Here is a 24,590-nt window from a genome sequence, read left to right on the forward strand (position 1 = left end):
CAAAGGAAGTAACCAAGGAAAAGGCACCCCGTGAAAAGCCTTTTTCCCCGTTCACTGCCCGTTTTTCGGGAATGTGTGAACTCACGAGCCTTCGGCTCGCTCGGACAGCACCCATTCTTTTTCCGAAAACCGATTGTGACCGTGGGGCTTTTCAATGGGTTTATAAATTCACAGGCTCTAATGGTTTATATTCTATTTATAATCAATGTATTGCAATACATTTCATTGTGGATTTCGGGGGATGGTCAGGTAAGTATTACGGAAAAATCCCATTTTATTATATATTTCTTCCTTTGCGTGCCTAAAGGAAGTAACCAGGGAAAGGGCACCCCGTGAAAAGATTCCTTTCCCCGGCTCTCCCGGGAATAAAAAAAGGATACGGCGTAAATAAAAACCGTATCCTCGCAGAGTCATGGTGTGTCTCGAATCAATCCTTCTTTTCACGGAGGAGCGTATTCCATTCGAGGGTCAGCATCGAGCCGTCATCACGTTTCATCGTGATAAAATCCTCCCCCTGAAGGGTCTTCACTTCGACCACCTCGCCATCGGTAAAACAGCCGACCACTTCGCCCATGAAGAGGTCATGAGATCCCATATTGTAGAGCGCAATCACCTTGCACTCGTAATTGATCGGGCATTCGACAATGTGCGGGGACTTGATGTTTTTTCCGGGTCCCGCCGTAAGACCTGCTCCCTTGAATTTATCGACAGTCGGGTCTTTATGACGCGAAAGCCTGCCGCATTCCGTTACCTTTTCCCTGAGGTCCTCGGTGGGTATATTGAGCGCGAAGTCCATGGCATTGATGAGCAACTGATGAGAGCCGCGCGGATAATAATCGTTGTTATAATCCTTCGTATTTACCGCCACACCGATAATGAGCGGGAGACGGTTGAGCCATCCCCATCCGACAACCGGTATGATATTGGGAATGCCTGTTATAGGATCGGCGACACTGATCATGACTGCTGAAACAGGAAGGTATCCCGGTGTGGGAAACGGTTCTTCGGGTGTTCTGGGCAACCGCCGGTCATGCGGAGTATAAAACTTTGCCATGCTGTCCTCCGGATAAAAAATGGATGTACAAGCTTTCGGAAACCATGCTGCCTTGTCAAATATGTCTGATGATACGACAAACGGGGTATGAAGTCAAGCATTACGGTGAAACACACGGAAGGTTTTAAAGAGCGGCGTATACGGCAGCATACTAAAGACGGGCGGTCACTTCGTGATTCCCCGTTTTTTCAGGAGTTTGTTTTTAAGCGAAAGAGTACTGGAATTGTCCGGCGCATAATCCAGCACCCTGTCGTAACACCGGATTGCTTCCTCATAGCGCCCGAGATTTTCATAACTCAAACCCTTTCCCTGCCAGGCAAGGGAATATGCGGGATCAAGCACGAGCACTTTTTCATAACTGGTAATGGCTTCTTCATACCGCCCGAGATAGAGGAGGCACAGCCCTTTCCCCGACCATGCCATTTTTATCCTCGGATTACCGTCCAGAGCCTTTTCAAAGGTTTTAAGCGATTCCTCTATGCGACCCTCAATTAAGAGCTCGTTTGCCCTGTAGGTCAGCTTTACCGGTCCCCTGACCATGTTCCATGCAATAATGTAACTCACCACAAGGGTGAGCAGCAGCAGGATACCAAAAACCGCAGGCGTCAGCCTCCGGACAGTGAAACGGCGCCCACCGATAACGACCGTTTTCCGGTATGGGCCGCTGTTATACTCACGGCCACTTTTTACACTGTCGGTATTCATGAACGATCACTTTCTTCGGGCGAGGGGAATCAACCTGATTAAAACACCGGCGGCAGATAATTACATCTTTGCGAATACGGTAACATCATATGTTTGTTCCGGGGCGGCTTTCTTTTTTAAACGCTTGATGATACGGTGCAGTTTCCGTCATCCTTCATAAGAATGCTGGATTTTTAATATACATACTGTGTGGCAGCTTTCTTCTCCTCAGAAAAAAGGTATATCAGGGGAATCTATCCCTTTTTGATTTCGATGTCCTCTTTCCACTTGAGCTGCCAGTCGCTGTTTTCGTTGAGCTTGTATTTGATCACATGGTCTTCCGGTTTATCCGACCCGATAATCCTGATCTGCGAGCGGTCGATCACTCCGAGTCCGGCATCGGCGCAGTAATTGAGATACCCCACATCGGCTATATCGATCCCCATGAGCTCCACGCCGATACGGTCGACGGCGAGTACATCGGGGCCTGCGAGCGCGACACCATGATTGACCGGAGTTCCGCCGATGGGCCCGTTGCCTTCCATTCCTTCGAGCCCGTCGAGTATGGTGAACTGCGGCCGTATCTGACGGGCGACGAGAAACATGTTGTAGTTGAGACCCCAGGGCGCCATCTCGTGCATCTGCGACTTATAGTTGACCCCTTTGTAGATTTTCTGGGGTGAGCCCATGATAATATTTTTGAGGCCGAGCGTTGCAACGACGACATTGTGCGTTTTCAGGCGGGTGATCGAAAAAATGTAGTTGTCCGGATCGAGCATGGTATCGCAGACCTGAATACGGTTCGGGCGCAGGTTTTTACCGAGAATATAGTAGGGTGATGTCGACTGCTTGTTCAGCTCGACAAGTTTCACCCGGTACTCTTTTTTCAGGGGAGTGTAGCCATAGTCTTCAAACAACTGCTCCGTACCTTTATCCGAGGCGGTGGATTCGGCGATGATTATCTCTTTTTTATACATCGGGGCAAGGAAATCGAGAAGCCCGCGTACAGCATCCGGATGGGTGGCGCACAGCGGAGTGCCATCCGCCACAAAATTGGTCTTTATGACAACCTGTTTGCCGGCAATTCCTTCACGTATCTCTTTCTCGAACGGCTTCAGAACCCGGCCGACCATATCCCGCCGTTCATTCCCGGTGACAAACGACACGCTCGCCTTACCGCCCATTCCGGGCAGTGCCGCTCCGGCGACTGGAAATCCTCCGGCGGCAAACGCTGTTCCTGCGGCAGCCACGGCGGAATGTTTCATGAACATGCGCCGCGATACACGATACGATTCACCGAACCCGCCCGATTTCTTTATATCCATTTCATCCTCCATTAACTGTTCTCCGGCCGTAATTCAGATTACAGAAAATACATGATGTAACTTTCTTCAAATAATAATGAATACTGCTTCACGTCAATTAAAATAATGTTCCGTTTCGATTGCAGAAGCACAAAAATGAAATTTTTTTACCGGAGATTACGTCATATATATCAGAAAATGAACAGTAAAAAAGAAGCATCGAATCAAACCAAATGAACAGACAGCTCGTCAAATAGAGCAGAACACACTATGAAAGACATCCGGGAACATTATCAATAGTCAGGAGGGTAAAATGAAAAGAGACTACATCATTCTCGCTTCCGTATTATGTTGGTACGTCGCAACCTATATATATATCGTCGCAAAGTCGGTTGCAATTATCGCGGCTATAGGCTGATCATCCGTATGATACATGAATACCAAAAAACTGGCGCCCGTAAAAACAGGCGCCTTTTTTGTGGTATGCTTCGTACTGCAATTTCAAAAGCATATGCCGGTTTTCTTTTTTTTGCAGTGATTCCCGTCACACTTATAGCATATTTCGTTCCGTAACTCACCGCCATCGAAAAAGGTCCGGATGTTGTCCATGGTGACTTCCGCGATACTGGTGAGGGCTTCACGGGTGAAGAATCCCTGGTGCGAGGTTATCAGAACATTGTTGAATGTCAGGAGCCGCGCAAGCACATCATCGTCCACCACGGAATTCGAGAAATCCTCGAAGAAATAGGCGCTTTCCTCCTCGTACACATCGAGTCCCGCCGACCCGATCTTCCCCGATTTGAGGCCTCTGATAAGCGCCTTCGTGTCGATGAGCTGGCCTCTCCCGGTATTGATGATCATCACGCCGTCCTTCAGCTTCGCGATGGTTTCACGGTTGATGAGGTGAAGTGTCTCGCTTGTCAGGGGGCAGTTCAGGGAAATGATATCCGACTCATGGTAGATGGTATCGATGCCGGTATATTCGACTCCGGACTCCTGCTCGAACGCCCTGTCGGGATAGAGGTCATAGGCAAGCACGCGCATCCCGAATCCCCTGAGAATGGTGATGAGTATTTTGCCGATTTTTCCGGTTCCGATGACTCCGGCGGTTTTCCCGTACATGTCGAATCCGAGCAGACCGGTGATATTGAAATTGTTATCTCGGGTCCTGAAGTATGCACGGTGGGTCTTGCGGTTGAGGGTGAGCATGAGCGCCACCGCGTGTTCGGCGACCGCATGGGGTGAATAGGCAGGCACCCTTACGACATGAATCCGCTGATAGGCCGCCTTGAAGTCGACATTATTGTATCCGGCGCAGCGGAGCGCGATAAGTTTTACTCCGTTTGCATGGAGCGTGTCGATGACTTCGGTATCGAGGACATCGTTCACGAAAACACAGACCACTTCGTAGCCGGCAGCAAGCTGGGCGGTCTCGGGATTCAGATGATACCTGAAGTATTTGATGGTGAAGCCGTACCGGCTGTTGACGGAGTCGAAGAATTCACGGTCGAACGGTTTTGTATCGAAAAACGCGATGCGAATGGACTCCATGACATATAATCCTTTGTAAAGATATTCTTTTCAAACCTCATTCCACTCTATATATTACCATTATATACTATCATTACTAAAATAATAATAAAACCATAAAAAACCATAACAAAACAGTACATGTCAAGAGGGGAACGATATGCGTAAATCACACATCACCCTGATACTCTGTATCATTTTCGCGGCTGTACTTTCTGTTTTGCCTGCGCTCTCCCAGCAGCCTAAACCGCGTCATGCCCCGAACGCCCTTCCCGGTGTGGAACCGCAGATGCTCACTCCCGAATACTGGATAGGGCTCCATGATGACGCCGACACCATAATCATGACCCCGGAGGTAATCGAACGGTTCAACGAGAAAAACAGGACGAAAAAGGAAGCGCGCATCAGTTACGAAGGCCCGTTATATAATCCGATCCTGCCGCTCGAACTCCCCGATACCGTTCCGGGCGACAGCCTCAGGGCGAGGCTCGCGAGCAACGCGGACAAGCTTTTTCACCCCGAAGACATGTACGGGTCCCGTGATTTCTACGACGGCCGCAACGCCATCTACGACGACAGCATGAAACAGGAGATCGTCGACCGCATGAACATGGCCGCCATTCCTGATGTCATCACCCGCCGTTTCGGCACAATAGTCAACCATGCCTCGGTGCGTCAGTATCCCACCGATGTTCCGGGATATCACGACACTGAGATCGAGCTCGACCGCTTCCAGATAACCGACCTCTGCATCGGGAATCCCGTGGCTGTCCTCCACGAATCGGTCGATGGGGATTTCCTCTTTGTGGAGAGCCCCATTGCGTGCGGCTGGATCGCCGCCGGGGATATTGCCCTCGCCGACCGCGCGGCGATACGGGCCCTCGTCGAAGCTCCGGACTTCCTCGTGGCGACCGCTCACAGGGTTCCGGTATACGGAGACCCGGATTATAAGAACTTCTCGCGGTATTTCTACATGTCGGCAACCATGCCCCTGATACGGCACACCGAAAGCGGGTACATCGTGTACATGCCCTACCGGAAACCGGACGGCTCACTTGGCTTCACAAACGGTTATGTCAGGCCGGATGCCGATGTCCATATCGGGTATCTCCCGTATACCAAGCGCTCCATAATCACCCAGATGTTCAAGCTCCTCAATACCCCGTACGGCTGGCACGGCCAGAACAACAAGCGTGACTGCGTCGGCACCCTCCGGGTCGTCTTCAGGTGTACCGGAATCGTGACAGGCAGGTCGATAAGCAGTGCATCGGATCACCGGATTCCTGTCGAATCCTCGCTCAGTGTCGAGGAGAAACTGAAGAAGGTCGGGGACATCGAAGGAATTATAACCATCGCGGGAAGCCCCGGTCATGTGGCGCTCTACCTCGGAAAAGCCCAAAACGGCATGCCCTATTACATGCACCAGGGCGGCTGGGGATACAACGACGAAAACGGAGAACACCTCATCGTGAACCGTGTCTCGATCAATGTGGCGACCCATAGCTGGTTCAACATCAGCCAGCCGGATGTTTACACGGTCATACGGCCATGAGGTACCGGTGAGTTTAAAGGATTCATGGTAAACGTTCCATGCTCCGTCAAGCGTGAAATAACCATGAATCCGGGAGCAGTGATACCGTTCAGGGGAAGGTAACATCGCTCAGATCACTCATCCTGTTCCTGTTCCATCCGATGATCATGGAGATACCGAAATGGGGCTGATCGAGCCCGTACTGGTTGTCTGTAAACCACAGGCCGATGTTGTATTTACCGGCGCGACCGCCCGAAAAGAGCATCCCCCACATGAATCCCTCCCGGAACAGCGGGGACATATACCTTCCCGTGCGGTAATAGTGAAAATACCCCGCCTGGGCCTGGACATGAAGTACATACGCTCTTTTGAGCGGCCGGGTTACAACGTGCATTTCCAGTCCCGTTCTCACATTGCACGGCCCGACGGATGTTCGCAGGGAATTCGATACATATCCGTTGAACCGCATGGCGTTGGTGCGCCATAAACTATGATGATACCGTGCGAGACCGATAATGCCCCTGCGGTCTTTTTCCGCGTACGGGAGAGAAAGATGTGTTGTGCCGCTTATACGGTGATAGCCGTTCTGAAGCGTTTCGCCGCCGAAATTCCCGCTGGCTATGATACCCGTTCCGAGACGGAGGCTTCCGAATGAAAACTCTTTTTCGAGCGAAAGACGGAATGTGAGAAGATCGGTTCTGTACTTTCCCTTCTTGTTGGTCAGAATATTATAGTACGCATCGAAAAACCACCATATACCGGTTTTTTCACGGGCTGTCTGGAGCCAGAAGCTCGCTGTCTCGAAATCGTCTTTCCCCTGGTTTAATTTCTCGCCGAACAGGCGCGGAACAATGAAGTTATCGTTCCAGTATCCGACACTGGTCTGGAAATTCTGACGGGTACGGGGGACAATATCCTTCCTCTTGATCGTATCTCCCGTTTTTTCCGCGGAACAGGATAATCCGAGGGACAAAGCCCGGCAGGGTTCATGGGCAAGAACCATGAACAATGTGAGAAAAAAAACAGCAATTTTCATAAATACCTTATGAGTATCACATGAGTCCGTTTATTTACACTATTCATATGAAAGCAGACAAGCCGGATTGTCAGAACAAGACGCGAAGTCCCAGCGCCCCGAGCCCTTTTTCATTGTCCTCGACAGTGGTGTCGTACATCGTAAACGTGTAAAATAAGCCGAAAAAATTCACGGCGCCTTTACGGAATGCATTGATGGTAAGCTGAAGTTTGTGTTCGAGTGACCGGTCGGCGTTTCTCCACAGATGCTGTCTCAGGGTGGCGAAATATACCCAGTTATTGAAAACGCCCACATGATACCGTACAAGGCTGAACAGCTCATACCGGTAATTCTGATTCTGTGCCGACCAGACCGACCTGGAGCCATGGAGAAAAACTCCCCCGTTTATCTGTGCATCCCATGTATTCAGAAAGACATTGTTGGCATTTTTATATTCATCGCGGAGATAGAGATAGTAAGCACCTTTTGAACCCGCGCCGAGACGGATGCTGTTCTGCCAGAACGCGCCGCCCATTTTTTCCGACTGGCTTATGGAATACACGCTCTCATGGTTAAATGCGCCTCGTACGAGCCATCGTTTTGTTTCATAGCGAAACGCCGGAGAAACCGTGTACCGGATTTTGTCCAGGGTGAATATACTCGATTCGGACCGCGAAATCATGGTCGTGTTTCCCACGAGTCCTGTTATGAACAGGTTGTGCCGCCTGTAAAAATCAACATTCGCCGTGAATTCTGCACGATATCCCGGATAGAGGCCCATAGTTTTGTCAATACCCTGGACATAGGGGGCGAACGATACCATCCCATGGGTATCCATGAGCAGCTCAGCTTCGCACGGTAGCGAAAACAGCAAAATCACTGCGAAGAACAGTACACGTTTATCTGACATTATACCCGATCACCGGTATAGATGAGAAAGATTCCGGACAAATCCCCGATTAAATACTCGGGGAACAGGCGTATGAAAAACCATACTCACAACCGCTCAGAACAGAATTCTGAAACCCGCCGATCCAAGCCCGTCGGTGTTATCAAGCAAAAAAGTATCGTAGACCGTGTAATTATAAAAAAAGCCCGCAAAATTATGTGTTCCTTTTCGAAACAGATTCGCCGTGATGTTGATCTGATGTTCGAAAGCCCTGTTCGATTTCATCCACATATGCTGACGTAGACTGATAAAGGATGCCCAGTTTTTATATACCCCGATATGATAGCGGACGAGACTGAACGACTCAGCATTGTAATCATGATTCTGTCCGGTGGCAATGGTGCTTTCGGCAGGAACGATAAGACCGAGGTTGACCTGGGCGTCCCATGCATTGATCCATGAATTATTGATATTCCTGTACTGTTGAGGCAAATAGAGGTAATACGCTTCCTTCGTGCCGATACCGATCTGAAAACTGTTCCACCAGACAGAACCCTTGAATTCGGGACGGCTTATGGTATGGATGCACTCATGGTGAAGCGCTCCCCTGATCAGCCATGTTTTGAATTCACGGCGAAAACCGGGTGTGAGCGTGTATCGTATCCTGTCAAGTTTCATTCCACGGGTGTCAGTATCCGATATAATCGTCGTCGTCCCTAAAAGACCGGTGAACACAATACTCCTGTATCTGAAAAAATCCACGGAAGTCATGAACTCCGAGCGATATCCGGGGTAGAGATACTGGGACTTTTTATATCCGTGAACGATTGGGGAGATGGTGATATGCCCGTGGGTGTGCATGATCAGTTCGGCGCTGCCTCGCCCGGAAACGAGCATTAAAACGGCAAGAAGACAGCCTGCTTTCATCACTTTCATGGCAGCCCCGGAAAAGACATGAGAAGATGGGATTTAAAGAGGCTGGACAAATCATCAATAATCCAGAACAGCACAATAATTGCAGAGCCGCGAGAATATCATATCACGAGAATATCATATCAATAAAAATACGCTTATATCATCAGAAGTCAAATCACCGTTTCAGTGGTCGTAACACCGGTCTATTTCGTTTTCTCGACACGGGCGTACGCGTTGTGGTTATGGATGCTCTCCTGGCTGTCAGCCTCGATGACATACCATGTTATAGAATCCATGCGGTCGAGCTTGAGGGCCACCTCGCGGACGACATCCTCGACAAACTTCGGATTGTTATAGGCGTGCTCGGTCACATACTTTTCATCGGGCCGCTTGAGAACCGAATAGAGACCGCCGCTTCCGGAAGACTCGACTATGTCGATGAGGTCCTCGAGCCAGACGAATTCCCGGTACCGCACCTGCACGGTAACCGTGCACCGCTGGTTATGGGCGCCATATGCCGATATCTCCTTCGAGCACGGGCATAAGGTGATAACCGGCACCGAGACGGCGATAATAAAGTCCTCACGCTCCTTGAAAGAAGCCCGGAAACGGCATGTGTAAGACATGAGGCTTCCGAGACCGGTGACCGGCGCCTCTTTTTCGACAAAGTAATCGAACTCGACCTCCATGTAGGCTTCATCGGCCTTGAGGATCTTCCTTATTTTCGCAAGAATCTCTCCGGTGCGGTCGATCCATTCAGTATCGCGGTAATCGTTGAGCAGCTCTACCAGACGGCTCAGGTGGGTGCCGCGGTAATCATGGGGAAGGTTTACATACATGTTTATGGTGGCAATAGTCGACTGCTTGACCTTTTTACGGTCAAGAACGGTGATGGGCCAGTGGAGCCCTTTTACACCGACACGGTCGAGGGGGATTTTACGGTAGTCGGGCTGGGACTGTATATCGGGAAGGTCGTCGTACGACACGATTATTCTCCATGGTTAACGGGGCATGAGACAGGATAATGGAAAGAGCCCACGGAATACCTGTTCGAAGTGGGTATAAGGTAAGATAGTCGATTATATGCCCATGAAGCAAGCACACCATGAAAAATATCAGGTTAATTAATCACAAAATAATCATCTTGGTTATTCATGATTTTTTTATTAAAATACTACCATACAGACAATAATGAGAAAAATTTTCAGGACAGAAGGAGGCACTATACGTGAAACTTACGAGCAAAGAATCGATTGAAATCCTCAAATACGCGCTCAAACGCGAAAAGGAAACCTCCGCGTTTTACAACGAATGTATCGGAAAATCAAAGAGTTCCGGAACCAGGGAAATACTGAAAGGGCTCGCCGACGACGAAGACCGTCACGCCGAAATAGTATCCAGGCTCATAACCGAAGCACAAAAGGACAGCTCCGCTCTTTCCATTGAAACGGCGCCAACGGACAGCGCAAAAAAAAGGCTGGAAAACGCTCTCAAGTCTTCAGCGATGACCGATAAGAGCTTCTCTCCGGAGTCGGTATCGGTACAGGAGATGCTCAAAAAGGCGCTTGAAATCGAAAAGGAAAGCTTCGATACCTATTCAAAAGCCGCTCATGACGCGGAAAAAGACGAGATCAAAGCAATCTTCAAATTTCTTGCCGACGAGGAAAACAAGCACTATGTCCTGATAGACAACCTGATCGACTATCTCGATGATCCGGGACGATGGCTTTATGAGGAAGAGAATCTCATCTTCCGCTTGTAATTATTATTTCTGAAAGTAAGTATTATCAAAAATCTTCCATACTGATTTCAATAATGACCCCCCTTTCAGAGGGAATGCCGAAGACAGGGGGGTCTTTTTTACATACAGAGTATTCAACATATTTAATCAAGGATTTAATACCTGGACACGGGGATATCGAGACAGGGATTCGTTCAGAGACAAGGATTTTATATCCCACTATAGCACACATCAGATAAAGTTTTTTGGAAATCGGGGGTTTATTGACAACGCCAAGGACAAGCCACTATTTATCCCGGAACACAATACAGCTATCCTGAACTTCTACTCCGTATGTATAAATAACTGTTTCCCATAAAACTCCTTTTTCTTTACCATCCACCGCTGAAAACCTCTCACCTCATTTTCCTCCCGATAATCCGGACTGCGGCATGACATTGATTGTAAGATCACGGTCGATTATTGTTTTTCCTCCCGAGACAATTTTCACATGTCCCGACGGCTTCCCTTTTGTCCCGAATGTCACTCGTACAGTTCTGCCTCCGGTATTGAACGTTACACCGACAGCGCCGTCCCCTTCTATAAGCGAGGATGGCGTCATTTCCACTGTTCCCTTGTCTCCGGCCTGGAGGAAATGCAGGAAAACATCATTACGCTGTTCCTTTACAGGCGAGACTTCCATGCGCCAGTTGCCGAAAAGGGCGCCGTTGTACCGTGTTCTCGCCCGTTCGGCAGTCTCAGGTGCGAGTTCCCAGTTCTTCCCGGCGGCCCAGAACTCCTTACCCGGCCCCCCGACTTTTGTGAGCGCGGCGTCTTTCGGAAGCAGCGTCCTGCAGAAAATACGGCCGTCCTCATGATCGGCGCGGAAACTGTCCCCCGTGACAACCGGCTCATTCTGCGTATGGAAAAGCCACTCCTTTTTGTATGAGGCCTCTTTCGATGTTATACGGTCGCAGATCACAAAGAAGTCCGGATAAATAAACACATACTGCCTGAGCGAGAGGTCGCATTTTTCGGGAAGGTAACACTCGGTGACATCACCGGCGACATAGGTATAGACATCGTTTGTCTCGAACGCGGCGCAGACCCCGCCGGTCGGTTTATACATTCCTCCGTAATTGATTTTCCCCTCAGGGCCGTCATAGGCCAGCCCCCAGTAATCCGGGAACGGTTCGCCAGGCATGTGGATGAGTGTGCAGTTGTGCGCCACAGTCTGTGAATAGTAGTGCCTCAGCTGGTAGCTCGTGCTCATTCCCCTCGTTCCGGTATCGAGGGCAAGCCAGCCTTTTTTATAGATGATAAAATTGCCCTCGTCGAATTGTTTGTGACTGGGGACCTCCGAGCCTATTGTGAACAGCGAATATGTGTCGTCGGGCCCCGCACCGGAGCGCATGAAAACCTGTCCGAGTGTTTCAAAGTGGCGGGCATGGAGCGATGTGTCATTGGGGCCTTTCGGCAGCGGTGCCTTGTCGATATTCGTCAGGAGAAAAGGGTAGAAAAACCATGTCCAGTTGTACTGCCGGTATTCCGCCGGGATTTTTTCACGGATATACGCCGCAAGGGCCGCGCATTCCGGTTCAGTTTCGCCGTAAAAATCCATGAACTGGGACATGTGCATGTAGAGATTCTCCACCCACAGGCGATTGTCGTAATGATAGACATCGCCGGAGCCGAACTCCCGCGGTTCCGGGCCCGGCAGCCAGTTCCACATGATCCAGACCGGAAAATATGCCAGATAAGGCCAGTCGGCAGCGATATCCTCACCTGTTGCCGAACGCCAGGTGTAGAGGAAGTTGAGCTGCGACCAGGGGTAGTGAGCGATCGCGTATGTTGTCGTGGCAGATGCCAGCCCACCGTCATCGCCCGCGCATTTCTTGCGGTACTCGAACAGATCGAGATTATACTGACGGCCTCTTTTGAGGAATTCAAGCGCCTTTTCGTCATCGATACCGTCCCCATACGCGGCGACACCGGTAAACCAGACCAGGTTACGGTCTCCATAGAAACCAGTCGTATGGTCGCTGTCGTTCAGGCGGTGTATCGGCGGCCTGTCCGGGCGTGGACGGAGGCTGTACACATGCTCGATAAACGCTCCCATGAGTTCCCGCCTCTCACTCTGCGAAAGATCGTTGTAGAGCCAGTCGTAGGCGGCAAGCCAGTGAACGCGGCTCGTCGAATACCAGTCGACCGCCATACCCTTGTCGATGCACCCGTGATACGCGTCCACGCTGACTTTGAGCATCCGTTTCGCTGTTTCGAGATACTTTTTCTCCCCGGTCACGAGATAGACAAACGCTGTTCTGCCTGCCTGGATACCGTATTCCTCAGGTCTCGGCAGCATGATTGTCTCGACTGTACCATCGGGGCGAAGCCTGTCCGCGTTATCGTCACCCCTGCTCCCAGGTATTGGGTTTTCAGGGTATGCATCCACCATATCTTTCAGCTCGGCAAACCATGCCTTTTCCTCGTTGAGAGCACGGGACTTCACAGCGGGCCATATCTCAGTGTTGAAAAAAAGGCGGGGGTGATCGCTGCGGATGGCGGATATCCACTCATCCTCGGCAAAGAGAGGGCATGGATATGAATAAACGGCTGTAATAAAAACAACAATGAGTATCAATATTTTTTTCATCCCTCAACTCTCACATGTAATTATAAAAGATATTCATAATATAATCCGATTCAGAACTGTCCCAACGTTGAGATGGGTAGCAGTTATAAATGATTGTGATACAATAAGTAATATAGAATAAAAGAATTATCTATCTGGAATCAGAATTTTTTATATTTTAATCAAAAGAATTCCCGCGGCTTGCTGAGGGGAAGTTTATTTACTGGTTTAATACTGTGTTATCTTTCAGATAGCATTAGCAATATCGGAAAGAAACAGCCTGTTCTTTTTTCAGAAGTTCGGGCGGAATATCCCCCACCGAACCGTGGTTATCGAATGACTTTTAAACATCAGGATCATTATGTGTTCTGTTCATTGCCGGATTTCATTTTTTTAAACAGCTCATCGGCAAGCTCCTGATCCCTGGTGCTCCGTGACGGCTGCTCGCTGGAGGCGGGAGCACCAGATAACAGCTTTTTCATGACTGATGCAGAATATTCCCTTGTTTTTTCAGACTTTTCCTGACCGGAACCATCGGTGCCCTGCCCGGTTTCATCACGGGTTTCGGCGGGCGCTGGTTCACCTCGTTTTTCCCCGGCCGGAAAGACTGTTTTCATGCCGAGGGGTTTTTCAAGTATCGTCCGTGCGGCCTCACGGGCTTTGTCGGTTTTTTTGCCTTCCGTTTCGCTGACCCCGCCAAGAGCTTTCGGTTTGAACTGCCTGACATGAGGTTTTTCCGCTGACAACTCATCATCGCCGGTATCGACGATTCCTTTAAACGAAGAAGCCGTATCACGGACAGCCCTTCCGAGCAGCTCATGAAGATCGCTCGCATAGATGCACACGATTCCGTCCTCGAGCCAGGAGGGCCATGAAACAAACAGGGGGATTTTGTCCGGTTCATGCCCCTGAGCCTCGACAAGTCCCGATCTGAGAATATTACGAATCTCCATGTTTTCCGATACGGTGATGGTAAACATATCGTTTGTGTCGTGGGATACCTGAGGAGTTTCGTTTTCCGGTGTTATATTTTTTTTCATAGGGACAGTCCTCATGTACGGTTCAAAATACCTTATCGCACCTTCATGAAATATGGGGGTGTTTGAAAAGTCTGTCAAGCTTCTTGCGTTAACCGGGCATATATTGCACGCCCTTATAATTATTTCCGTTTTACATCCGCCACAGGCGCCCTTCGGAATGCTATTGCTCCGGTGGATAAACAGTGATATCGGATTGTGTCATGCCGAACATGTTTCGGTATTTATTCCAGATATCAGTATCATTGTTTATTCGCCGGATGTTATTACCGGGACAGCTTTCCGATGACCAGTTTCTTGATGTCTTCCGTACAGTCCTTGCGCATCACGAGCGTTCCGTTCCGTGAGCGTACGATTACAAGATCGTGAATCCCGGCAAGCATGACTGTTTCCCCGGCGTCTTCGCAGAAAACGAGGTTGTTGCAGGAATCCGAAACCACGAGCGTTCCCTTGTGGAAATTTCCGTGCTCATCCTTATCGAGAAAATCCCTGAGCGACAGCCATCCGCCGACATCGATCCATGAAAATGTCGATTTCACACAGCGGACATTCCGGGCTTTTTCCATAACGCCGAAATCAATCGAAATCGAAGGAAGCGGATCGAATGCCTTTTCGAGGGTGTATTCCATACCCTCGCCCGTACCTGCTTCGAGGGCTTTTCCCATGAGCCGGAGATGGTCGGGCAGGAACTGCTCCAGCCGGGCCATGATTGCATCGGTCTTCCAGACGAACATGCCGGAATTCCAGAAAAACCGCCCGGAATCAAGATACATCCTCGCCGTTTCGAGATCGGGTTTCTCCTTGAAATTCCTGACTTCGAAATGTTCGATTCCGTCGACAGTCGCTGTGAGCGCACCCCGTTCGAGATAACCGTACCCTGTCGCCGGATACGTCGGTTGTATCCCGAAGGTATAGAGAACATCACCTTTGTCTGCCATCATGACAGCGGAAAGGAGGGTCGTGCGGAACAAATCCGCCGGCTCGATGAGGTGGTCGGCGGTGAGTGTCACGATCACAGGGTTGCCGAATCTCTTCCGGCAGAGCACAGCCGACAGGGCCACTGCCGCCGCAGTATCGCGCCGTACGGGTTCGCCGATGATATTTGCGGCCGGAACAGCGGGTAGCTGCTCCCGAACGAGCGGCACGAAATCCCTTCGGGTCAGCACAAGAATACGCTCCGGGGGCACAATGTCCGCTGCGCGCTCGAAGCTTTTCTGAAGCATGCTCCGTTCCCCGAACAGCTTCAGAAACTGTTTTGGCGTATCCTCGGTGCTCAGGGGCCAGAAACGGCTTCCCACACCGCCGGCCATGATAACGACAACCATATCCATGATGTTCTCCTGTGCTTTATATGATAGCAGAGTATGCCGCTCTATTTCAACGGGACCGGTTTTTCATCCGTCCGGTTCATGTGTTCGGGAAATCTCATAACGCGTTCCCCTGTTCTGTCGCACATGTAGAGCCGTGAGGGCGACGGTTCACGGCCGTTGCCGTCCGCCCAGAACGCGTAGAAACCGGGATTCGCATTGACCGGTCGCCGTACATAGCTGTGGTTGTACTCGCTCTGTGATGTCACCTGACATGCCTTCCGCCAGGAAACGCCCCGGTCGCTGCTCACCCAGACCGCCACTTCGCCGCCGCAATTGTATGGCTGGGGTCCCGTTCCGGTCGGGCCGATAATGCGCCAGGTGCCGTCCTCTTCGATATACAGGCTTCCCATGTCGTAGTTGTTATCCGAGACGGTCACCGGGTTGATACGCCATTTCTCCCCGTCCCACCGGGCTGTCGTCCATGTCCGGGGATCGTTCTGCGGTCCCGATTCCGATCCCCTGCTCGTAATATAGAGGATAACCGGGCGCCCGTCCGCATCAAAATTGATGTCTTTCATGTACACGAGCAGTCCCTCGCTGCGGTAATCATGGACGAGGGCGTCGTTGCGCGGCGAGACGAGGGGAATTTCGAGCGTTTTCCCGGCTGCATTCCGCCAGGTTTTTCCGAAATCTCCGGTTTCGATGTAATAGAGGTTGGTGCGGTTGTTGGTTCCGCTCTGCGCGGGATTGATGCCGGGTTTTTCCGGGTCGTTCCAGTTGCCGCCTGACGGTGCATTCGGGTGAAAATTAAACGCGGTTCCCACCTTATCCCGGTATTTCCAGCTCACCTGATAATGACCCTGGTCGATGGCGGCGAGCTTCTGCGGCTCTGTCCATGTGACTCCGTCCGGGCTGGTCATGAAATACAGATTACGGCCGTCGATATACTGTGTATGGAGAAAGAGAAATCCCTTTCCTTCAATATACCACGGCTGCGGATAGGAAAAACCGGTCTCGCGGACAAGCTCGAACGAGTCGATGGAGTACGGCTCCGCGCTCCGGTAAATGTATGCCGGGCGAACCATGCCGTGCGCGCTGACAAACACCCAGACATACCCCCTGTCATCGAGCATGAGCGCCGGGTTGTCGTGATGGTCTTCGGTATTCTTCTCCATGACGATGCCCGGCCGGGGAACCGTGCCGGTCGCATGATCGTAATAGGAAACCATCAGGCGGAGCACCGCGTTATCGGGATCGGAGCCGCCCCAGCAGAAAAACGTCCTGTTGACCGCCGGAGCGTAGTATGCCATGGGAAGATGCTTTGCCGTTCCGGTGCCGAGACCCCCGCTGTAGTATATGTATCGGTATTCGTCGTTCGAGGCAAGATCGGCATGCCATATCCCGCGGTAGCCGTCGTCCCTGAGGCATGGTTCCGCCGCTGAGGCCGTACCCGCCGCACAAACCATCATCAGAAAAGCCAGAATACATGTGCAAACCGGAAAACCGGAAAAGAGGCCGCTCTTTCTTCCATCCATCAGTCAAAATCCCATCTTCTGCGCCCGTAAAAGATATATGCTTCAGGAAATCACCCGCGCGTTCACACCAGGTTCACGTTCACCGTAAAGGCTGAGGTTTTTCGAATTCTCCGGTCATATGCTCCGGAAACCGTAACGGGTGTTCGCCTGTCCTGTCACACATATAGAGCCGTGAGGGCGACAGTTCACGGCCGCTGCCATCCGCCCAGAACGCATAGAAATCGGGATGCGCATTGACCGGTCTCCGGACATACGTATGGTTGTAGATGCTGTGAGAGGTGACCGAACACACGTTTTTCCATGATTCGCCCCTGTCTTTGCTCACCCATACGGCGATTTCACCGCCGGGATTGTACTTCTGAGGCCCGGTCTCAGTCGGGCCTATGATGCGCCAGGTGCCGTCCTCCTCGATGTACAGGCTTCCCATATCGTAATTGTTATCCGATACGGTCACCGGGTTGATATGCCATTTCTTGCCGTCCCACCGCGCCGTCGTCCATGTCCGGGGGGCGTTCGCTGACCCTGCCTGATATCCTCTGCTCGTGATATAGAGGATGACCGGGTTACCATCCGCATCGAAATTGATATCCTTCATATAGACAAGCAGGCCCTCGTGTTCGTAATCATGAACGAGCGCCCCGTTCAGCTTGTCGGTAACAGGAACGGCGATGATTTGTCCCCCCGCGTTCTTCCATGTCGTCCCGAAATCGTCCGATTGGAGATAGTAGAGGTTGGTACGGTAATTGAGGCCGTTGAGCTTCGCGGAAGGATTGTTATCCACAGTCGGGTCTTTCCAGTTCGAGGCAAGCGTCGCAGGATGGTAGTTGAACGCGGTACCGATCGTGCCACCATGGGTCCAGCTTATCTGGTAATGTCCCTGAGCGACCGCCGCAAGCTGATGGGGCTCTGACCAGTGAATACCGTCGGGGCTCGTTATCCAATAGAGAAACCGTCCTCCGAGATACCGCGTATGGAGGAACAGAAATCCTTTTCCCGGAATATACCACGGCTGGGGGTAGGAAAAATTGGTCTCGCTGGTGAGTTCGAACGAATCGACCGAGTACGGCTTCCTGCTTTTAAAAATGTACGAGGACCGCACGGTGCCGTGGGCGCTCACAAAGACCCATACATACCCGCTGTCGTCGAGCATGATCGTGGGATTGTCGTGGGCATCGTCGGTACCCTTTTTCATGAGGATGGTCGGTCGGGGTACCATGCCTGTTGCGTGGTCATAGTATGAAACCATCGGGAGAAGCGTGTTTTCATCCTTCGCTGAGCCGCCCCAGCAGAAAAATGTCCTGTTCACCGCACGGGCGTAATACGCCATGGGGATGTGTTTCGCCGTATAGGTTCCGAGTCCGCCGCTGTATTTGAATTTGTACTCGTCACCGGAGGGTTCGTTACCGTACCAAATGCCCCGATACCCGTCATCCCTGGCCTGTTGCGGCGTATCGTCCGCGGCTCCTTCCCGGACAGGTGCGGGTATGAAAACGGAAGCAGGCATGAAAACAAAGGAACAGAAAACGAGAAGAATTACGATTCGTTTCATAACTGTTCGTCCCTTTTCAAAAAGTATCGTTGCAGTAAGTATGTGTTTTCAATATAATGGCGGGGTTTTCCGATGTACAGAATTTTTATTGTATATATGTATCCGCCGTTTGCACTTGACTATTATAGCCGTCGCATTATACTGTGAAAAGGATTCGTTATGATACTTTCCTTTGCACGCCCAAAGGAAAGTATCCAAAGGAAAGGGCGCCCCCGCGCTCCTTCTCGTAATCATGATTTTTTTACAAAAAAACTATTATGGATATTCTTTTTAATTGAATAACCAGAAAAGAATTTGACCGAATTTACAAACACTTTTTTCATGGAGATATTCGTATGGAAAACCACCAGTCGCGGCGCAGTTTTTTCGGGAAAGCAGCCGCAGCGGGAGCCGCTCTCGCGGGAACCGGCACAACGCACGCTCAGCCGAAGCCGAAACTACCCTCGACCGACCTCATCAGGGTCGGCGCAGTCGCCCTCGGCGACAACAGCCACCTGAACTACAGCATCTGGGCGCCCATGATCAACCCGACCGAGCCGAAACCATGGCCTGCCGGACGCACGACACGGATGCTCATAACACACTGCTGGGATTCACGGCCCGAGCTTGCGCGGTCGTTTGCGGAAAAATACAAATGCGAGGCGGTCAAAAACTATTATGACATGGTCGGCAAGGTCGATGGCATGATATTCGCCGGATTCAACGAGGTCAAGTGGTGGCCGCAGCTCACGAAACCCTATCTCGAAGCGGGCATCCCCTGTTTCATCAACCGTCCCTTCGCCTACAGCATGAAGGACGCCCATGCGATTGTCGACACCGCGAAAAAGCACAATACGCCCATTCTCTGCACCGACGAGCGCGAGTATATCCAGCAGGCTATTGTTGCACGGAGCAAGGTCGAGGAACTGCTCGGACAGAAGCGGACGATTCTCGGCGCCCACTCGACCAATGCATCGGGCGAATGGTCACAGCACGGTGTTCACGGCCTCTATTTCCTGCTGGCGGTATTCGGGCTCGATGTCGAAACCGCAGGATACCAGGCGGACGGCTGGTGGAGAGAGGTCACCCCGACAGCGACGAAACAGACATTCGGACAGCTGACACTCCAGTACAGGGGCATAACCATCGAAGGCGCCGGAGAGCAGAAAACACCATTCCTCGTGTCGCAGTATCAGACATGGCCGCGGGCGGACATCACGCTCCGCATGTATCACGATCTGGGCTGGTGGGATATCGCGCACGAACACACGCAGGGAGATAACGGCTTCAACCGTCACTTCTACCTCTTTTTCCCGACCGTGCTCGCCATGCAGCGGATGTTCGAGACACGGGAAATGCAGTGGAGTTACGACTACATTCTGAAAAAAACGAAGATATTTCTCGCCGCATTCAAATCCCATCTCGAGCATAACGGTTCCCCGTATCCTGTAGACGATCTCCCCGATGACTGGGAAGCGCCATCACCGTATGCCGACTGGATTGACGAGAAGATTTTCGGATGACCAGTGTAATCGGAAATGAACTCATCCTTGGCAGATCTCCGGGAAACTCAATAGAACACGGATTGACGCGGATCGGATGGATTTTTGCGGATTAAAAATATTTTGTAATTCTTGGTGCCTTTGTGCCTTTGTGGTTAAATATTTTTATTTGTTTATTCAATTAACTTATAATTTCTAATGTCTTGCATGAGAGTTGTCATTCCCGGGAACGAAGTGAATCGGGAATCCAGTTTTTCTATTATATTATCATGAGTATGAGATAATGGATTCCCGTTTTCACGGGAATGACGCTCTATCGCACAATAACATCTTATTTGCACGTTTTATGCATTCATTAAATAACTGGATTTTTTTAAATATGTTTATATAATCCTTAGAAGCATAACAACATGACAGTATTCACTGCAAGGAGGCTCCATATGATTATGATAATGCTCCTTATTTTACTGGTTCTCGTAACGCCCGTATCGGCTGAGCGGGTGACAACGACATGGGGAGGAGAAGCGCAGAAAATCTATGACGACGGGTTCATGCAGCTGCTCAAAAAAAACAAGGACGGCGGAGTCTGCCTTTTTGACATGGACCTGCTCCAGAACGATGCTCCCGGCGCGGGGAGGAGCGAAAAAGGGGTAACCTCGGATATAATCTGGGGGAAAAACCGTGCTCGCAAAATCCTGAACCTCGACGATCCCCGGGCATACAAGGCATTCCTCGTCTTCTGGGTCTACCGTCAGGGGAAATTCCCGCTCCAGTTCACGGTAAACGGCAATAGGGCGACCTGCGAAAACTGGAGTAAAACCAAGTCAATCGAACCGTACCGCTGGACGGAATTTCCGGTCGAATGGCTCCGGAAGGGGAAGAATACCATCGATCTCTTCTCGCCCGAGGCCGCGACACCTGAGGAAGGCTGGGAAATCTACATCGCCCGCGCCGATGATTTCGAAGACGGCGGCGGCGACCCGGCTGATGTGGGTAAAACATCGTTCAAATCCGAGAACGGCGGCGAATCATGGAAGGAAAGCCCTTTCGGCCCGCTCGGACAGACCCGTGCCGAGTATACGGTGCGCATCAGCTTCGACCGGTTTGTCAAAACGGGCTGGCTGGCAACTCAGGCAATCGATCTCTGGAAAGGCGATTCCGATGATGTCATCGTCCGCCAGCACATCGTCCAGAAACTGACCGTGTCGATACGCTCCGATGTTCCGGAAGGAACGACGGTCGAGTATTTTATCCGCGGCGGAGTCGATCCGAATCCGTTCTCGGAAAAGTGGGGGCCGTACGAACCTATCGGCAGAGGCCCGGCAGCCGATCTCACCATCGGCGGGAACGATACTGTGAAATGGAATTCCACCACGAGTTCGGCGTTGAACAGGCGCTACATTCAGATAAAGGCGGTTCTTTCGACCACAAATCCGCTCAGGAGCCCCACGGTGAAATCGATCAATGTCGCCGCCGAGCTCGAAGAACCGTATCCCGTACCGCTCCACAAGAATATCGTGGTTCTCGACGCCGACAATCCGCCCATAAAATACTCCTCTATCGAGTGGGAATGGGAACCCTGGGACAGGCCAGAGTTCGCCGAGCTCAGGAAACGCGAGAATCTCGATTATGTCATCGAGGGCGCGCTCACTGATTTCGACGCCCAGGTGAAACTGCTCGACTACGCCACCAAACGCTGGCGGTGGGTCAATCCGATGCCGGAATATCCCGGCTGGGACGCGCTTTCCATCGCCGACCGTATCGACAATCTCGGCGGCGGGGGAATGTGCATCCAGTTCAATCTCTTCCTCGGCGGCCTCTGCATGGCGTACGGCTGGCAGACACGGCTCATCAATATCGTGGGGCACGAGGTATGCGAGGTATGGAACGACGAGTTCGGCAAATGGATTTATATCGACGCGAGTTATGTCAACCATTACGCCTACGACCCGAAAACCGCAGAGCCGCTCAACCTGTTCGAGCTCCACAGGCTCTATACCGACTACTACTTCCCGGATAAACCGATCGACTGGATGAACGATTTCACCGGATCGCAGAAATTTGAGGAGGACAAGCAGCCTGTCAAACGGGGCTCGCCCGAATTTCCGCCCGGTGTAAGCCACAACGGATTCACTCACGCGGCTTTCATGCGCATGATGCCGCGCAACAACTACTATGAAAAACCCTATCCGCGACCGCTCACTCATGGCTGTTCCACATGGCCATGGGACGGCTACATCAACTGGTACGATGAAAAGACGCCGCCGAAGCGCCAGTACTCATGGCACACCGACCGTCCCCGCGACATGTGGCCCGACCTCAACAGGGTTCATGTCGATGCGACACAGGGATTCGGCAACGACCGTCTCTTCCTCCGGTTCGAGACATACACGCCCAATTTCAGCCATTTCGAGGTCAGCATCAACGACCGCGGCTGGCAAAAGATCGAGACCGACCACTGGACATGGTTCCTCGGGGCGGGAAGGAATGCGCTCAAGGTGCGGGCAGTGAACAAACTCGGTGCAAAGGGGAAACCATCGGTTATCGTCCTCAACCATGCCAATGCACCGCTCGGCGAGTATGTTGAGAAAAAACAGAGCGAGTAAAACAAGCCGGGAAAGACAGAACAAAATCAATTACGATCATTGATGTGGGATTCAGGCGGGTTTTTGTTTATAATACAGACCCTGAAACGATTTCAGGGTGACATGTACGCGATCGGATTGTCATGCTGAATTCATTTCAGCATCTGTCGATAATAACAAAATCTGCCTTTTCAGAGATATAACAACAAGAAACACAAGAGGTTAACGGAATGATCGATTTACGGAGCGATACGGTAACGAAGCCGACACAGGCGATGCGCGAAGCGATGGCGCATGCGGAAGTCGGTGACGATGTGCTCGGGGACGACCCCACGGTCAATGCTCTCGAGAAGCGGACCGCGGAGATTCTCGGCAAAGAGGCGGCGGTCTACATGCCATCCGGTACCATGACGAACCAGGTCGCGATCCGCGCCCACACCGAGGCGGGCGATGAGGTTCTCATGGATGTCAACGCCCATGTCTATTTCTATGAAGGGGGAGCTCCCGCAGCGTTATCGGGTGTCATGTGCAGGCTGCTTCCCGGTGTGCGCGGGATATTCACCGCCGGGGACGTGACAGCAGCGCTCAGGCCAAAAAATTACCACTTCCCACCCACCCGCCTTGTCTGCGTGGAAAACACCCACAACCGCGGCGGCGGAAGCATCTGGCCCATCGGGCAGATAAGGGAGGTCGCCGAAGTTGCCCGCGAGAACGGTCTCAGGCTGCATCTCGACGGCGCCCGCATATGGAACGCCTCGGCGGCGGCTGGGATACCGGAGCGTGAGTACGCGCAGTATTTCGATTCGGTGAGCGTCTGCTTCTCGAAAGGGCTGGGAGCGCCGGTCGGCTCTGCTCTCACAGGGTCTAAGGAATTCATCGAGCGGGCACGGAGATTCCGCAAACAGTTCGGCGGTGGCATGCGCCAGGCGGGAATTATCGCCGCCGGTGCGCTCCATGCCCTCGAAAACCACCGTGCACGGCTCGTCGATGACCATGCAAACGCACGGCTTTTCGCGGAGGGGATTCAGACGATTCCCGGCATCGAGCTCGAAATGTCGCATGTCGAAACCAACATCGTCGCCTTCCGGGTGACGTCCATGCCCGCGGCAGACCTCGTGCTGAAGCTCAAGTCCGCAGGGGTGCTCGTTCTCGCCAACGCTGTCGACAGGATACGGGCGGTGACCCATCTCGATGTGACAAAAGAGGATGTTAATGAAGCTGTAAAAGTTATACAACAGATTTTTTCATAAATAAAAAGTTTTACTTGACAAATGACCATAGTATAATTTATTATATCTATAGGAGTATCTAATAAATTATTTTTTTATTTATTATAAGTCTTGTGATAAAGTCTGTATGTGTGGATATAAGCTGTCAAGGGTCGGCATGAAGTGCCGATTTACATGCCCTTGACAGCACCGAAACAATACATTTCATTATCGGGCTCGTGAAAAATATACTTTTTCACAGCCCTCTTATACCAATATTGAAAAATGAAAAGATTATCCTATAATTTTCATGAATACGCCATAAGAGATCCTATACATGGATTTATTGGTATTTCTGAATTAGAAAGGAAAATTATCGATACAGAAATTTTTCAACGGTTAAGGAGAATAAAACAACTTGCACTAGCTTATTTAGTATATCCCGGAGCTTTGCATACAAGGTTTGAACACTCTCTCGGAGTACTCAATATAGCGGGCAAAATTGCAGAAAAATTATTTAATGAAGGTGTTATTAAAAACCAAGACAACGTTCAAATTATAAGACTTGCAGCATTATTACATGATTTGGGACATGGCCCTTTTTCACATAT

Annotated in this window: 20 protein-coding genes; 7 read left to right on the plus strand and 13 right to left on the minus strand. The window is 51.1% G+C overall.

Annotation, left to right across the window (positions count from 1 at the left end):
* Window positions 1-305: hypothetical protein (locus LLG96_18200; protein ID MCE5252137.1), on the plus strand; the 305-nt coding region annotated here is incomplete at its 5' end.
* Window positions 306-427: 122 nt separating this feature from the next.
* Here LLG96_18200 and LLG96_18205 read toward each other — a convergent pair.
* The 4 genes from LLG96_18205 to LLG96_18220 all read right to left on the minus strand — a co-directional run bounded on the left by LLG96_18205 (window position 428) and on the right by LLG96_18220 (window position 4,584).
* Window positions 428-1,054 carry a flavin reductase family protein gene (locus LLG96_18205; GenBank protein MCE5252138.1) on the minus strand — a complete coding sequence of 209 codons (627 nt, stop codon included), beginning with the start codon at window positions 1,052-1,054 and terminating at the stop codon, window positions 428-430.
* 165 nt (window positions 1,055-1,219) lie between these two features.
* Entirely contained in the window at window positions 1,220-1,759 is a 540-nt protein-coding gene (locus tag LLG96_18210; GenBank protein ID MCE5252139.1) for a tetratricopeptide repeat protein, read from the minus strand.
* Between the two features lie 233 nt (window positions 1,760-1,992).
* Window positions 1,993-3,063, minus strand: coding sequence for a DUF362 domain-containing protein (locus LLG96_18215; protein MCE5252140.1), 1,071 nt, complete (start codon window positions 3,061-3,063; stop codon window positions 1,993-1,995).
* A 480-nt stretch (window positions 3,064-3,543) separates the two neighbouring features.
* Window positions 3,544-4,584 (minus strand): 2-hydroxyacid dehydrogenase, encoded by a 1,041-nt coding sequence (locus LLG96_18220; protein MCE5252141.1) that lies wholly within the window; start codon window positions 4,582-4,584, stop codon window positions 3,544-3,546.
* A 148-nt stretch (window positions 4,585-4,732) separates the two neighbouring features.
* On the opposite strand from LLG96_18220, the gene LLG96_18225 reads away from it, so the two are divergent.
* The gene (locus tag LLG96_18225) at window positions 4,733-6,124 is read left to right on the plus strand and encodes an SH3 domain-containing protein (protein MCE5252142.1); all 1,392 of its coding nucleotides are present in this window, start codon (window positions 4,733-4,735) and stop codon (window positions 6,122-6,124) included.
* 88 nt (window positions 6,125-6,212) lie between these two features.
* On the opposite strand, the gene LLG96_18230 is transcribed toward LLG96_18225, so the two are convergent.
* The 4 genes from LLG96_18230 to folE2 form a co-directional block, all read right to left on the minus strand.
* Window positions 6,213-7,139, minus strand: coding sequence for a hypothetical protein (locus LLG96_18230; protein ID MCE5252143.1), 927 nt, complete (start codon window positions 7,137-7,139; stop codon window positions 6,213-6,215).
* Between the two features lie 70 nt (window positions 7,140-7,209).
* Complete coding sequence (locus tag LLG96_18235) at window positions 7,210-8,028, minus strand: hypothetical protein (GenBank protein MCE5252144.1); 819 nt, start codon at window positions 8,026-8,028, stop codon at window positions 7,210-7,212.
* A gap of 96 nt (window positions 8,029-8,124) precedes the next feature.
* Window positions 8,125-8,943 carry a hypothetical protein gene (locus LLG96_18240; protein ID MCE5252145.1) on the minus strand — a complete coding sequence of 273 codons (819 nt, stop codon included), beginning with the start codon at window positions 8,941-8,943 and terminating at the stop codon, window positions 8,125-8,127.
* Between the two features lie 182 nt (window positions 8,944-9,125).
* On the minus strand, window positions 9,126-9,908 hold the full coding sequence (gene folE2, locus LLG96_18245; GenBank protein ID MCE5252146.1) for a GTP cyclohydrolase FolE2: 783 nt from the start codon (window positions 9,906-9,908) through the stop codon (window positions 9,126-9,128).
* Window positions 9,909-10,150: 242 nt separating this feature from the next.
* Here folE2 and LLG96_18250 point away from each other — a divergent pair, with 242 nt between their 5' ends.
* Window positions 10,151-10,684, plus strand: a complete 534-nt coding sequence (locus LLG96_18250; protein ID MCE5252147.1) for a ferritin family protein — start codon at window positions 10,151-10,153, stop codon at window positions 10,682-10,684.
* Window positions 10,685-11,063: 379 nt separating this feature from the next.
* On the opposite strand, the gene LLG96_18255 is transcribed toward LLG96_18250, so the two are convergent.
* From LLG96_18255 to LLG96_18275, 5 genes are all read right to left on the minus strand, one after another.
* The gene (locus LLG96_18255) at window positions 11,064-13,295 is read right to left on the minus strand and encodes a heparinase II/III family protein (protein ID MCE5252148.1); all 2,232 of its coding nucleotides are present in this window, start codon (window positions 13,293-13,295) and stop codon (window positions 11,064-11,066) included.
* Window positions 13,296-13,633: 338 nt separating this feature from the next.
* A complete protein-coding gene (locus LLG96_18260) occupies window positions 13,634-14,314 on the minus strand; it encodes a hypothetical protein (GenBank protein ID MCE5252149.1) in 681 nt (226 codons plus the stop codon).
* 263 nt (window positions 14,315-14,577) lie between these two features.
* Window positions 14,578-15,642, minus strand: a complete 1,065-nt coding sequence (locus LLG96_18265; protein ID MCE5252150.1) for an NTP transferase domain-containing protein — start codon at window positions 15,640-15,642, stop codon at window positions 14,578-14,580.
* Between the two features lie 41 nt (window positions 15,643-15,683).
* Entirely contained in the window at window positions 15,684-17,156 is a 1,473-nt protein-coding gene (locus LLG96_18270; GenBank protein MCE5252151.1) for a BNR repeat-containing protein, read from the minus strand.
* 79 nt (window positions 17,157-17,235) lie between these two features.
* Window positions 17,236-18,705 carry a BNR repeat-containing protein gene (locus tag LLG96_18275; protein ID MCE5252152.1) on the minus strand — a complete coding sequence of 490 codons (1,470 nt, stop codon included), beginning with the start codon at window positions 18,703-18,705 and terminating at the stop codon, window positions 17,236-17,238.
* A 335-nt stretch (window positions 18,706-19,040) separates the two neighbouring features.
* On the opposite strand from LLG96_18275, the gene LLG96_18280 reads away from it, so the two are divergent.
* The 4 genes from LLG96_18280 to LLG96_18295 form a co-directional block, all read left to right on the plus strand.
* Window positions 19,041-20,207: a Gfo/Idh/MocA family oxidoreductase gene (locus LLG96_18280; protein ID MCE5252153.1), complete on the plus strand. Its 1,167-nt coding sequence runs from the start codon at window positions 19,041-19,043 to the stop codon at window positions 20,205-20,207.
* Window positions 20,208-20,626: 419 nt separating this feature from the next.
* Entirely contained in the window at window positions 20,627-22,792 is a 2,166-nt protein-coding gene (locus LLG96_18285; protein MCE5252154.1) for a hypothetical protein, read from the plus strand.
* Window positions 22,793-23,001: 209 nt separating this feature from the next.
* Window positions 23,002-24,021, plus strand: coding sequence for a low-specificity L-threonine aldolase (ltaE, locus tag LLG96_18290; protein MCE5252155.1), 1,020 nt, complete (start codon window positions 23,002-23,004; stop codon window positions 24,019-24,021).
* Between the two features lie 243 nt (window positions 24,022-24,264).
* Window positions 24,265-24,590 (plus strand): HD domain-containing protein (locus tag LLG96_18295; GenBank protein MCE5252156.1); only part of this gene is annotated, 326 nt, incomplete at its 3' end.

It is taken from the genome of bacterium, from assembly GCA_021372535.1.
In the GTDB taxonomy this organism is placed as follows: Bacteria; Latescibacterota; Latescibacteria; order Latescibacterales; family Latescibacteraceae; genus JAFGMP01.